The organism is Singulisphaera photorubra (assembly GCF_045290345.1).
Taxonomy (GTDB): Bacteria; Planctomycetota; Planctomycetia; order Isosphaerales; family Isosphaeraceae; genus Singulisphaera.
Genome location: NZ_CP155447.1, coordinates 4,631,837 through 4,644,578, shown reverse-complemented (window position 1 = coordinate 4,644,578; position 12,742 = coordinate 4,631,837). Strand labels below are relative to the sequence as shown.

The window sequence follows — 12,742 nt, the reverse complement described above, 5'->3', positions numbered from 1 at the left end:
CTTGGGGTCGTTGATCGTGTTCCTTACCTCGTGTGGCGTGTTCTGGGCGACCACGCAGGTCATCAAGTTGCCGCCGGCGTGGCGGACATTTGAGTTTTGTCAGTACGCCGAGATTGGCCGGAACCTGGCTCTGGATCATACCTACGACACGCGGCTCGTTGAACCGATGGCGCTTGCGGTCATCGACCGCGATCGGGTTGGATCGGTGACCGAGCGATGGCCGGTTGTCAATCGATACCCGTTGCCTTGCTTGGTGATCGCAGGCTTAATGAGTGTTGCAGGCCCAGACGACACGGCGGCGGCCTGGTCCAACGGCCTGGCCATCAGTCTTCTGGCTGCGCTGAGCTATTCTGTGGCCAGGGCGTGGTTTGGATCAGGTTGGGCCGCGGTCGTCGCGATCCTGTTCCTGGCCTCTCCGTCCTTTTATGGAGAGTTTATCCTTCTCGGTACTCCGGATGTCTGGTTCGCAGTGATCTTCCTCGCCCAGTTGGTCGTCTATTCTCGTCTCGAGCCGGGCCGGGCCGGGCCGCCGCGTCTGGAGTGGGCATTTGCCCTGGGCGTGCTGAGCGGACTCGCTTACCTCGCGCGATTCAACGCCACAATGTTTCTGGCGGTTCAGGTGGCCGCTCTGCTGCGTTGGAGACGGTGGCGAGAGGTCTTGGTCGTCGTGATCACCACGGGCCTTTTTACGATCCCGTTGATGCTCTACAACTGGCATCACTTCCACCGTCCCTGGGTCTCGATCTACTCGTCCTGGAATCTGCTGGACGATATCGGCGCGTACAAGGTCGAACCTTGGCTCTACTACCGGGTGCCCGCACTCTGGAGTGAGCTGGCGACCCATGCGGAAGGAGTGGCCAAGAAGTTTGCCACCAACCTGTTCGAGGTCGTGCCGGTCCGAATCTGGAACCTCTGGCGCCTCGATCTCCTCCTCCCGCTGGCACTCCTTGGCCTGATCCTGAATCGAAAGAATCAACGTGTGTATCGGTTTGCCGTCTGGTCCATTGGCTTTTTCGCCCTGCAACTGATCGTCTTCAGCGCGATGCGGCTCGAGCTGGAGGACAGGAACTCACCCCATCACGGGCGTTACTTCTTCTGGTTCGCGACCCCCGCGCTCCTACTGGGGGTTGGATTGCTGCGTCACCTGGCAGAGCAGAAGCAACTGGGCCGTTGGATCGCCGGACTCGTCGTTCTTCTTCAACTGACGAGCTTCGGTTGGAGTTGGGCACAGATTGTGCCCAGGCATGCGGAGGGGACGAATATCGGCCAGGATCCGATTCGATCAATGATTGTCGATGCAACGCAGAAGGGCAAGGTGGTTGCCTCCAACCAGCCCCAAATCACCGCCTGGTTCTGCAATCTCAGATCGATTTCACTGCCCGCTGATCCCGTAGAGCTCGCTCGACTCAATCAAAACTCTCCGACTCCGGCCGACTACATTTTCATTGACACCAACTTTGTCTGCATTGATCTCGATCAACGTTGGCGTATGCTTGCGAATCAAGACGTGCGAATCGGCTCGGAGTGGCTACCTGAACTACTCCAGGACTATCAGTTCGTCATTCCTCCCCGCATGACCCAGGGCATTGGCTACGTGTTCCTCAGGCGTCGGGTCGTTCCTCCCAACGACTGGGAGCGTGACTTCAATCGCCAGAACCCACGCTGAAGTAGGACCTGATCGCCTGCTCGATTGACGTTGGGGCGAAGTCTGCTTCGCTGCGCCAGCTTGCTTCCTCACCGAGGCTCAATCGCCAGCCGAGCCGGATCGGACCGAGATCCATTTCCTGAGCCGCGTGCAGCGAGAGCCGAAGCTGGAGTCGGTCTCGAGCGACAGCCTCGCCCGGTGATCGAATGTTGACGATCTGCAACCCGCCGGTTTGATCGCGAAAGAGCAGGTCGATCTTTCCGTGGAAGATCGTCGGGTCCGTGGTGTTCGGGGGCCAGGCGATCGTCCAGTCGAGGTCCTGATGCAAGAGAACGGCCCCAGCGAGCGCCGAGGCGATTGGTCCTCGGGACCAGGCCTTGAGGCGGCCGAGAAGTTGGACGAGGAGTCGGGAGGGGAGCATCGGATCGTGGTGCCTGATGATCTGAGTCGCGAATTTCGCCAGCTCTCTGGCACGAGGCAAGCCAGGATCAGCCAGGGCAATCCGTGTCAGGCGGTCGAGCCGGACCTTCGACGACTCGATACCCGGGCCTGAGCCTGGAGTGAGCTCAACGTACCGAGGTCGATGCTCGATGAGCACCGAGGCGGGTTCGAAGACCTCTTCGGTCTGTTCGATCGCCTCGGCTGTCTCGATCAGCGGGAGTCGCCAGGCGCCTTTTTTCTTGGGTTCGCTCGACGATGGAGGGCTTTCCATCGTGACCCGGATCGAGGGCATGATCCAGCCCTCGGGGAGTTCGACCCGGCTCTGGCCCGTTTCGCGGTCGAATCGTTTGTCGAGAAGACTCATCGCGGGAGAAGTCGCTTTGTCGGTGGCGCTGAGGGCCGACGAAAGAATCAACGCATCCCGAGCCCGCGTTGTGGCCACGTAGAGCAAGCGGAGCGACTCTGCCTCGTCCGCATGCTGTTCGAGCGATTGGTAAGTGAGCCAACCCAGGCTCTGCCCGGGATTCGATTCGGCGGCGGATTCGGTCGTGGCCGTTGGGTCGGAACCTGGGTCGCGAGAAGGGCGGACGAGGGGGCCAAGGACCGGGTGATAGGCCGTGGAATCGAGATGGCTTGCGGGTTTTCGGTTGAGGTCGGGGAGGACGACGATCGGGAATTCCAGTCCCTTTGCCTGGTGGATCGACATGAGACGGATGCTGTTCCCCTCCTCGTCGGTCGTGGCGGCCTGCTCCTCGCGGGGAGGGCGTTTCAGGTCGGCGCGGAGCCGCGCAACGAACGCCGCGAGTGGCATCCCTCGCTGTTGATCGAACCGGCGCGCCATCCTCACGAGCTTTCGCGCGTTGGCTCGCTTGCGAGGTCCCAGTGATTCTCCGAGAAGCGCCGCCTCATATCCCGATTCATCCAGGACCCGATTCAGGAGCATTGCGATCGGTTCCCGGTCCTTGAAGCCGCGCCAGCGCGTCAAGAGGTCGCGAGCCCGGCAGGCCTGTCGACGATCGAGGTCGGAAAGATCGTCGATATGATCGGCGTCTTCGAGGCCTTCCACCAGATCGGACCGGGAAGTGGTCAACCAGAAGAGGCCATCGTCACTCAGACAGAAGAAGGGGCTGCGGAGCGTGCCTGCAAGCGCCAGTTGATCGAACGGGTCTTCGAGAGTGGAGAGCACGTTGATGATGTCAGTGATCTCTTGCTGGATGTAGAACGCGGCTCCTCCGACGGTGTGGTAATCAAACCCCTCTTCATCGAGCGCGGCTTCGTATGGACCGAGGTCGGTCATCGCGCGAAAGAGGAAGGCCACGTCGCCTGGATGGGCATCGCGGATCTCTCTCGTGGTCCGGTCGCGGACCTTCCAGCCCGCTTCCATTCGCTGCCGGAGCCTGCGTGCCAGCCATCGGGCTTCGAGTGTTCTCCGATCGTGCGCTGTGGAATGGGTCGCTACCGAGAGGTCCGCTTCCGGCTCAGTCGCCCAGAGGAATTCGATGGCCGGCTGATCGGGACGATTCACACTGACCACTCGAGGGCTCAAGGCGGTTTCGGCCCCTGGAAACGTCGAGGCGAACAGAGCGTTGACGAAGTGGAGGATCTCGGGCACGCTTCGAAAGTTTTCCGTCAGAGCGTGCCGTCCCGCAACGGGGAATCGCTCGCGGATCTCTTGAAAGATCTCCGGCTGCGCTCCGCGAAATCGATAGATCGACTGCTTGAAGTCGCCCACGAGAAAGAGTCGACCGGAAAGCGCCCCGGGGGATGCGAGCCGCTCGAGGATCTCGCTCTGGATCGGGTCGGTATCCTGGAATTCGTCGACCAGCAAGCGCTCGATTGCCGGGGCAATGCTCGAGTCGGCTTGAGATCCGTCGGGAAGCCTGCGGAGCAGATCGAGCGTCATGGTCAGAAGGTCATCGAAGTCGAGCCCACCTCGGGAACGCTTGGCAGAGTCGTACGCTTGGCGGGCCCGCAATGCGAGTCGAGCGAGCCGGAGCCCTTGTTGAGCGGCCTCGAACGTGACGGCTTCATCCCATTGGTATTTGCTAAGATACTTGTCGATCGCATCGCGCATCGATTTGAAGTTCGCGACCACGATTTCGTGGATCTCGGGTGAGGCCCAGTGTTTCTTCGCCCCCGCGCCTTGGACCATCGCCTGCTCTCGGATCGCGAGCAGCCACTCCTCACGGTCGGAGTTGGCCTCGAGAGCGGGGAGATTCTCCAGGAGAAACGCTCTTCGTTCGCGCATCAGAGGATGAGCGCTTTCGTGGCGAGAAAGGATCTCAAGGCATTGGCTTGCGGTCTGAATCATTTTTCGGGCGAGCAAGGGGCGGCCTTCGCGACGCCAAACGTCTTCCCAGATCGCGACGACTTCGGCTGCCGAACGATCCTTCCATTCGTTGAGGCTGCCTGACGAGGAATCGACGAAGGGAAGGAGGTTGGCGATTCCCTGGCGGAGACGTCCCAGACCATATTCGACCGCCAGTTCGATCAGGTCGGGATCTTGCGCAGCCAGCCATTGCCGTAGGCATTTCGCCAGGGCCTCGTCACGAATCGCGCCGGCGACCGCCACGTCGAGAATGAGAAAATCAGGGTCGATTCCCGCTTCGACGGCGTGTTGGCGGAGCCACTGACCGCAAAATTCGTGAAAGGTCCCGATCGACGCGGCCTCCAGGCCCCGCAAGATCGCACGCCAGTACGTGGGATTGTCCCCAGCGGCGATCTTCTCACGGCACTGTTGGCGAATTCGCTGACGTAGCTCACGAGCCGCTTTTTCCGTGAAGGTCAGCGCCACGATCGAACTCAACGGCCGCGCGTCCGGCCCGTCAAGGTCGTCCAGGAAACGTGCCGTCAAGACGGTCGTTTTGCCACAGCCTGCCCCCGCGCTCAACGCGACGCTCGTCCCTTCAGCGGCCAGAGGACTCGCCTGTTGCTCGCTCAGCCGCGGATCGCTGGTGCTCATCGGATCCCCTCGCTTCCCTCGATTGCGCGCAAGAGATATGGGACCGATCAGACCTTCAACTCGAGACTTGGTTCTTCCTCGCGGACTTTCCGCGCCGAGCGTGCCTGGCGGATCCGGCAGACCGAGCCATATTCGCACCGTTGAATACAATCGTCCTTGCAGGAGTCGACGACGAATCGCCCCTTGCGCAACTGGCCGACCACGTCGGTCACGTATTTTTCGAGCGCCTCGCGATCGTTGTCCCAGTTCTTCAGCATGATCGGCTTGAAGCCGTCGGCCGCCAGCCCCCAATATCCCACATCGGATAACCGAGCTTCCGCATGTTTCAGCACAATCCGCTCCACGGCCAACGCATAGAGTGGCAGTTGCAGATAGATTGCGTTTTTGACGTCCTTCTTGGACGGACAGGTGCCGGACTTGTAGTCAATCACGCGATAAGCGGGGAACTCAGTGCCGGAAACCAGGTCGATGCGGTCGATCTTCCCTTGGAGTCGCACCGTGTCCGCCTCCGTCCCCAGAACGAGGCTCGGATAGGATTCAACGTCGCTTTCTTCGAGTCCAAAGACGACCTCGAACAGATGCGGAATTGGAGTTCCAGATGAATTCAATGATTCATAAGCATCGTGTTGCCGGACATAGCGGCGGATCGTCCGAATGAGCCGACGCTGTTCGATCTCGTCGATCCCCAGATCGATTTCGGAGCCGAACTTGGGCTGCGAGTTTCTCTCCCTGAGGAGAAGCGCTTCGGCCCGCTCGAGTCGGTTGCCAGGCTCTTGTGAGAGCATTCGTTCGAGCAATTCAAGGACGTGATGAACCCGGCTACCACGTTCGGTGTAGTCCTCTTCGAGTTCGTCTCGCTCGTCGACCGCTGCTAGCTTGAGCATGTAGCGAAGGAAAAACTGGAAGGGGCAGAAGAGGAACGACTCCAACTGGCTTGGGCTGAACGTATACTCCGGACCAAATTTCTTCACGACTTTCTCGATGGCCCGAACGTCGCCGATCCTTCCGTCGTAGGCGCCGAATCGAGTTGACTGGAGTCGAGATTGGGCGACCCGGATCGCGGCGGCGGTCCTTCGAGGATTCGACGGTGTCGCGGCTGGCGAGCTAGCGCTCGCAGACCAGTGAATTCTCGCTGCGTGCAGGCGAGCGCGACGGCCCTAACCCGAGCGTCGGCAGGTGCACCTGCCAGGTTGGGCCAATCGATGAGGGTCGGGTCGAATCGACGGTGCGACTCGTGGAGTTGGGGACTGGCCTGAACTGCGGGCGTGAAGAGGCCGAGCAGGTCGTCGAGGAACCCTGCTCGGAGTAATTGCTGGCCTTGCGCATCGCTCGTGGGATAGGCGAGCACCAGTCCCGAATCGGCCGAGCCAACCACGCGGAGGAAGCGGAGCATTTCCCGAGCGAAGTCGGAATGCTCTCCTGTTCCGTTCGAGGCGTCTTCCAAGACGGTCGTGGCAAGACCGAGGTCGATGGAATCGCGGGTTGGAAATGTCCCCTCGCCAAGGTTCGCCAAAAAGACCCAGGAGGCACGCGATCCGACAACTTCATCCACCTCCGCCAGCCGGATCGAGCCGGGAGCGCAGGGCAGGGGAGGACCAGGCAACTCGTTGGTCAGTGACTCGACCTCGCGTGTGAACGCGGTCCACGACCAGGTCCGATCCGCACGGCCAAGTCGCTCGAGAACGGTCCCATGGTCGTCAAGTGCCTCCCACAATGCTTCGAGGATGGGATCACCAACCGAGCCAATGCCACATGCGCTCGCGAGGGTTCGTAGCCCGTCGCACTGGTATTGCCAGGGACCCGGTTGATCCAGGGTTCCGATCACCTCGGCAAGCCGGTCGAGGACGGCTCGTGCCACCTCGAAACGAAGAGCTTTCTTCCCCTGGTTTCGAGCCTCCGAAATCACGCGGTCAAGCGCGTGACGAATCGGATCGAGGCCGCGGAAAACGCGCGTGGCACGAATGGCCGAGGCGGTTTTGGCGAGCGCCAGTGGGTCATACTCAGCGATCCAAGGGGGATGGACCTGGCCATGTCGCAGCCATTGAATCAGCGAGGTGGCTTCCCACTGTTCCCCGGGGATCGCCATCGCCAGGCGGAGCGCCGCGATGATGGGCGAGGCGGCGAGCGGAACGCGGCGATCGGCCGTCGCCGGAAGTCCCCACGCTTGCAGCGTTTTCAGGATCAGATCCGCGTCGTCATCCCAGCGGCGAAAGAGGACCAGGATCTCCTCGGGATCGGTCTCGATCTCGATGACCTGTTTGATCTCTCGCGCCAGGACAAGAGCGATCCCTTCGCTCTGAGGCGCCCCAACGACCTTCAATCCACTGGGATCACTCAGGCGAGGACGCAGGTGAGCATCGTTGCGAAAGATTTCGCCCTCGACGTCTCGCAGTCCTTTGGGACGTCGCAAATCGGGGGGCACTCTGGTTTCTTGGAACCCCGAATCGAGCAGCCGCTTTCGAGTCGCGGCCGCTTCGGCATAGACTTCGCCCAGGCTCGGGTCCGAGTCATAATTCAGCGTCAATGTTACCGAATGGCTTTGGGCCTGGGCGAATTGAACGACTCGCCAAGGCGCGGGAGCGTCCAGGCTCGGATCGAGGAAGACGACCTGATTGAGTTGTTCAAACGACTTGAGCCGGCTGTGGAGCAGTGCGTTCGAGGCCCACGACGCGATTCCTTCGGTGTCTTCAGCTTTGAGTTGCCGCAAGACCTCGCGATAACGTCCGAAAATCGCCCACTGGGCGCGGAGGGTGGGATCGTTGCCGGGTGGATCGGTCGTTGCCGGACGTTCAGATCGCGTCCAGCTGGCAATTCGTGCCACGAGTCGCCGGCGGAATCCCGGCCATTCAACCACTGCGGCCACAGCCGCGAGGGCACCGTCGCGACTCGCTCGGCCGATCGCCTCGGTCAAGGCCGCTCGGGAAGCCGCTGGCGAGAGCCAGGCCGGTCCTTCGGCTCGCTCCTCACGGATTGCCCGCCAGAGTTCGTCCCATCGCCAGATTCGTGGCCCCGGGAGCGACCGGCACCGTGAGCCCAAGATCCATCGGACCTGGTCCTGCGCTAGCGGTGAGGCGACGATCCAGAGGCCATCCGGGTCGTTCTCCACCTGGTCCAATGCCCGATCTCGCAGGGCCGAGCCATGAGGCCCGCTCAATAGCCTGTGCGCTCGGGGCATCGGACGTTCCTTTTGAGAGCACGTTCGTCGCGAGAACGGCAATCGCCAAGACGAATAAGTATACAGAAAAATACCATAGACGTCCAGCACGGACGATCTTCACCAGCCAGATGATCGCGACGTAGCCAATCAACCCGGAGAGGATCGTTGCGGCGATCGTCTGCGCAACGCGATCGGCCGTGATTGTCGCCTGGTCGAAATCCTTGAGCTCCATGACCGTGGCGCCCAGGATCGCGGGGAAGGCGATCAGGAGACTGAAACCGACGGACCAGGCGCGGGACATCCCGAGCCCGAGTGCCATGGCAACGGTCAAGCCGCTTCGGCTGACCCCGGGGAGGGGGGCGAAGGTCTGAGCGATGCCAATCAGCAGGGCGTCGAGCCAGGTCATTTGGCTGGGTCCCTTCTCTCCTCCGCGCAATCGCAGAGTGAGCAAAAGCACGGTCGCTGTCGTGAGAAACCCGAAACCAACCGCCGTTGGGCTCTCGAAGGTCGAGAGCAAGTAGCGTTTAAAGTAGGCGTAGGGAAGCAGTGGCAGAGTGGCCACCACCATCAAAGTTCCTACCCGGATCACGGCGTTTCGTCGGTAGGGGGGAGGCACTTCGGTCGAACCTAGCAGTCCTCGAACACCGGTACGAGCCACCGCGCGGTAGTGAACCAGAATTGCCGTCAGAGTGCCCAGATGGAGCATGACATCGAAAAAGAGGTTTTCGGCCGCGGGACGGCCGTGACCGTTCCATTTCGCGAATGCCATCTGGGTGATCGTGAGATGCCCATCGCTGGAGACCGGCAAAAACTCGGTGAGACCCTGCACAAGGCCCAGAACCAACGACTCAATCCATTCCATGAAATACCTTGAGTATTTGGTGTTGTGGAGCGATCCCAACGGCAGGTCATGACAGATCAAATCCAGCGCGGGGAGCTTCGGTATCGATCGCCCTTGGACCTTCGATCGAGGTCTGAAACGTCCCGCATCGGGTCAGGAGTCAGGTCGTCGAGGTCTTCTTGCGCATGATCGGCATGGCCATGACGACGTATCCGAGACCGCTGTAGATCGTCAGGGCGACGGCAAGCCAGGTCAGTCCATCGCGGACGAGGATCCAGATGTCGTTTGTCGTTGGGATGGCGAGTGAGAGGAGGATCGCCGAGATCGAAAGGCACTGCACGAGGGTCTTGAGCTTGCCGGCCATGGCGGCGCCAAAGGCTTGCCCCTGTCCCTCGAGATGGCTCCGCAGCCCCTGGATGAGCATTTCGCGAACAACGATCGTTGTGACCATCCAGGGCTGCACTCCGGTATGAGGAACCGAGAGCAAGTAGATATAGGCACCCGATACGATCACCTTGTCGACGAGCGGATCGAGCTGTCGACCGAGGGGGGTGCCTTGATTCAGGAGCCGCGCGAAATAGCCGTCGAGCGCATCGGTCAACGATGCGATCCCGAAGACCGCGAGCGCCGGCAGGTATTGCCCGTAGGCAATGAGCGCAAACACCACCACCGCGAGAACCAAGCGGCTCATGGTCAACGTGTTGGGCACGTTCCAGAACCGCGCTTCGGCAGGTACAGCCATGTCCAAGCCTACGCTCTCAGTTGTTCAGAATCGTCAAGGACGAGGTTGCCGGCTTCTTACGCGGCTTGGGCCGAGCCCTTCGACGCGGACGAGGGGCCGCTTCAGTACGCGCAATCAGGTCGTAGCCTTCGGCGGCAACGATCTCACAGGCCACTAGATCGCCCGGCTCGATCGAGGGGCTACGAACGAAAGTAAGCCCGTCCACATCGGGGGCGTCGGCGTAAGTTCGCCCGATCCAGAGATCCTTGCCTTCCGGGCTGGGACCATCGATCAAAACGTCCAGCTTGCGTCCGACCATCCCCTGATTGTATGCGAAGGCGATTTCTTGTTGGGCGGCCATGATCTGGTCACGACGCGCCGACTTGACCTCGTCCGCAACGTGCCCCGGAATCTTCGCGGCCGGCGTGTCGGGCTCGAACGAGTAGGGGAACACCCCGAGCCGTTCAAATCGGGTCGCTTCAATGTACTCGCGCAGCTCCTGGAATTCCGCCTCGGTCTCGCCCGGGAATCCGACGATGAACGTCGTGCGGAGGACGAGGTTCGGGATGCTCGCCCTGAGCCGGGTGATGATCGTCTCGGTTTCCTTACGCGTATGCCGCCGGTTCATCATCCGGAGCATCCGGTCGTTGATGTGCTGGAGCGGCATGTCGAGGTAAGGCAGAATCTTCTGGGATGATCCCAGAACCTCGTACAACTCGTCGGTGAAATGGTTCGGGTAGTTATAGAGGACCCGGATCCAGTCGACCCCCTCCACCTGATCGAGCTCACGGAGCAGTTCGGCGAGCCGCGGGCGACCGTAGAGGTCGACGCCGTAATACGTCATGTCCTGCGCGACGAGATTGAGCTCGCGAACCCCGTCCGCGGCCAGCTCGCGGGCCTCGGCGACGACTTTCTCGATCGGCTTTGTCACATGCTTTCCGCGCATGTAGGGGATCGCGCAGAACGTGCAGAGGCGGTCGCAGCCCTCCGACACCTTCAAGTAGGCCAGGTGTCTGGGGGTGATCCGCATCCGTGCCCGGTCATCCTGCGCCTGAACCGGCGCGGGGCGGAAGATGGTGCGCTGCTCGTGAAGGTCGCCCATGATTCGGTCGGCGACCGAGGCAATCTCTTCGCGGCCGAAGACGCCGACCACCTGGTCGACATCAGGCACCTCTTCGAGGAGCATCTCCTTTTGCCGTTCGGCGAGGCAGCCGGCGACGACAACTCCCTTGAGTTCCCCCGCTCGCTTGCGGTCGAGCATCTCGCGAATCACGGTCAGAGATTCTTGCCGTGCTGCGTCAATGAACCCGCAGGTGTTGATGATAACCAGGTCGGCCTTCTTCGTATCGGGCACGAGCACGTAGCCGTCCTGCGCCAGGAGTCCGAGCATTCGCTCGGAATCCACCAGGTTTTTGGGACAGCCCAGGCTGACGAACGAGAACGTGCCTTTGATCTCAGAATTCGGATTCATCGGTCTCGGGATTCCCGTCTTCCTCGCAAAGAGGCGAAGTTAGGAGACGAGTGAGGGAGGAAATCAGACTCGCGACCATGCGCGGCGAAGGCTTCTAGACTAGGAGATCGCGGCCTGCGGCGTCAAGTCCGCAGTAAAAGCTTGCTCTTTGGCGATCCTCAGATTATACTCCTGACCTGTGAGCACGTTGTCCTCCCGATCGAGTCGACTTTTCACTCATCGGAATGGCTGGCGTTGCTGGGATGCACCCGTAGCTCAATTGGATAGAGCATCGGTCTTCGGAACCGAAGGTTGTAGGTTCGAGTCCTACCGGGTGTACTGACATCAAACCCCTGGGAAACCAGGGGTTTTTTGTTGGTCTGAGGTTATCGGAAACGAGTTCCTTAAAACCCCCTTGTCGTTCTACGAAGTCGTTCTCACTGTCGTTCCATAGCGGTGGAAAAGAGGTTGCGGAGTGTGCTATAGTGTTCAGGGGAACACTGGCTCCGGAGTCTCAGGACATGCCGCGGATCGCCAAGCCACGATGGAACGCGAGTCGACGACGCTGGTATGGGAATGTGGGGGAGCGCAACGAGAACGGCCGGCGGCGAGAGGTGTTCGCCCCTGCCGAGATCGGCGAGCGCGATGAGGCGAAGGCCTGGGAGTGGTTCAAGACCGCTCAGTCGAGGGATCGGACAGCCAAGCCCCAACCGAGCGGCCTGCTCGCTGACATGGTTTGCGGCTACAATCTCACCTGGGCCAAGAAGCAACGTGACGAGGGGAAGCTCGCGGCCACTGAGTTCGCGAACAAGGCGCGACACCTGGGGATCTTCTCTGACCAGCTCGGTCAGCGCGCCGTGTGGACCCTCGAGCCGAATGACCTGACCGATTTTGGAATCGGCCTGCTCGACTTCTGCACTCCGACCTATGCCCGGAACGTTTGTGCCACAGTTCGCGCCGCAATGAATTGGGCGGTACGGGACAAAGAGACTCCGCTCGACGCGAACCCAATCCAGGGGTTCAAGGCGCCCACGATCCCGAGGAGCCCGGCACGATTCGCCGAACGCGCCGAGGCGGCCGCGTTCCTCGCGCACTGGCGGACCAGGTCGAAGCGCAAGACCATCACCGGGAAGTACGACCGGATGACGCTACTAACCCGGTCGCTACGATTGGGTCGTCGCGGTGGCTTGGGGATGAGCTCCGGGTTCAACCTCCAAAGTAGGGCGATCACCCGGCCGGTCTGATTTTTGAAGTTTGCGTGGGCCTGCCGACGTTAGATCAGGCCGAGCCCTTCGAGCGAATCAAGTGATCGGGTGATCGTACGTTCGTGAACCTGGGCATACTTGGCAAGTTGTTCGTCAGAACACTCGCACTCGGATCGATCGCAGGCATGGAAAAGCAACGCCATGATCACCCGGCAGTCAGTTGCTTTAAGGCGACGATCGGCCGCGATGCCATGAGGCACGTCGGCATAGCCACCTGGCGTCTTGGTCGATCCCGGCTTGCCGCCCGACTGCTTGACCAT

The 12,742-nt window shown here is 61.0% G+C and carries 8 protein-coding genes and 1 tRNA gene; 3 read left to right on the top strand and 6 right to left on the bottom strand.

Going from position 1 to position 12,742, the window contains the following annotated elements; all coding sequences use genetic code 11:
- The first annotated feature begins 16 nt into the window (after positions 1 to 16).
- Positions 17 to 1,666: an ArnT family glycosyltransferase gene (locus V5E97_RS17525; protein WP_406700583.1), complete on the top strand. Its 1,650-nt coding sequence runs from the start codon at positions 17 to 19 to the stop codon at positions 1,664 to 1,666.
- On the opposite strand, the gene V5E97_RS17520 is transcribed toward V5E97_RS17525, so the two are convergent.
- From V5E97_RS17520 to rimO, 5 genes are all read right to left on the bottom strand, one after another.
- Complete coding sequence (locus V5E97_RS17520; RefSeq protein WP_406700582.1) at positions 1,644 to 5,048, bottom strand: UvrD-helicase domain-containing protein; 3,405 nt, start codon at positions 5,046 to 5,048, stop codon at positions 1,644 to 1,646. The genes V5E97_RS17525 and V5E97_RS17520 overlap by 23 nt on opposite strands.
- A gap of 47 nt (positions 5,049 to 5,095) precedes the next feature.
- Positions 5,096 to 6,019 (bottom strand): PD-(D/E)XK nuclease family protein, encoded by a 924-nt coding sequence (locus V5E97_RS17515; protein ID WP_406700581.1) that lies wholly within the window; start codon positions 6,017 to 6,019, stop codon positions 5,096 to 5,098.
- 1,992 nt (positions 6,020 to 8,011) lie between these two features.
- Positions 8,012 to 9,067 (bottom strand): undecaprenyl-diphosphate phosphatase, encoded by a 1,056-nt coding sequence (locus V5E97_RS17510; RefSeq protein WP_406700580.1) that lies wholly within the window; start codon positions 9,065 to 9,067, stop codon positions 8,012 to 8,014.
- A 139-nt stretch (positions 9,068 to 9,206) separates the two neighbouring features.
- The gene (pgsA, locus tag V5E97_RS17505) at positions 9,207 to 9,788 is read right to left on the bottom strand and encodes a CDP-diacylglycerol--glycerol-3-phosphate 3-phosphatidyltransferase (protein ID WP_406700579.1); all 582 of its coding nucleotides are present in this window, start codon (positions 9,786 to 9,788) and stop codon (positions 9,207 to 9,209) included.
- 16 nt (positions 9,789 to 9,804) lie between these two features.
- Entirely contained in the window at positions 9,805 to 11,238 is a 1,434-nt protein-coding gene (gene rimO / locus V5E97_RS17500) for a 30S ribosomal protein S12 methylthiotransferase RimO (protein ID WP_406700578.1), read from the bottom strand.
- Positions 11,239 to 11,482: 244 nt separating this feature from the next.
- Between rimO and V5E97_RS17495 the strand changes: the two genes are divergently transcribed.
- Positions 11,483 to 11,556, top strand: a tRNA-Arg gene (locus V5E97_RS17495).
- A gap of 182 nt (positions 11,557 to 11,738) precedes the next feature.
- Complete coding sequence (locus tag V5E97_RS17490; RefSeq protein WP_406700577.1) at positions 11,739 to 12,461, top strand: hypothetical protein; 723 nt, start codon at positions 11,739 to 11,741, stop codon at positions 12,459 to 12,461.
- Between the two features lie 29 nt (positions 12,462 to 12,490).
- Here the strand turns inward: V5E97_RS17490 and V5E97_RS17485 are convergent, their stop codons facing one another.
- Positions 12,491 to 12,742: a helix-turn-helix domain-containing protein gene (locus tag V5E97_RS17485; protein ID WP_406700576.1), complete on the bottom strand. Its 252-nt coding sequence runs from the start codon at positions 12,740 to 12,742 to the stop codon at positions 12,491 to 12,493.

Bases quoted from the DNA above. Each gene is read 5' to 3' on its own strand.
- V5E97_RS17520 (WP_406700582.1), bottom strand. From the start codon at position 5,048: ATGAGCACCAGCGATCCGCGGCTGAGCGAGCAACAGGCGAGTCCTCTG.
- V5E97_RS17510 (WP_406700580.1), bottom strand. From the start codon at position 9,067: ATGGAATGGATTGAGTCGTTGGTTCTGGGCCTTGTGCAGGGTCTCACC.
- pgsA (WP_406700579.1), bottom strand. From the start codon at position 9,788: ATGGCTGTACCTGCCGAAGCGCGGTTCTGGAACGTGCCCAACACGTTG.
- rimO (WP_406700578.1), bottom strand. From the start codon at position 11,238: ATGAATCCGAATTCTGAGATCAAAGGCACGTTCTCGTTCGTCAGCCTG.
- V5E97_RS17490 (WP_406700577.1), top strand. From the start codon at position 11,739: ATGCCGCGGATCGCCAAGCCACGATGGAACGCGAGTCGACGACGCTGG.
- V5E97_RS17485 (WP_406700576.1), bottom strand. From the start codon at position 12,742: ATGGTCAAGCAGTCGGGCGGCAAGCCGGGATCGACCAAGACGCCAGGT.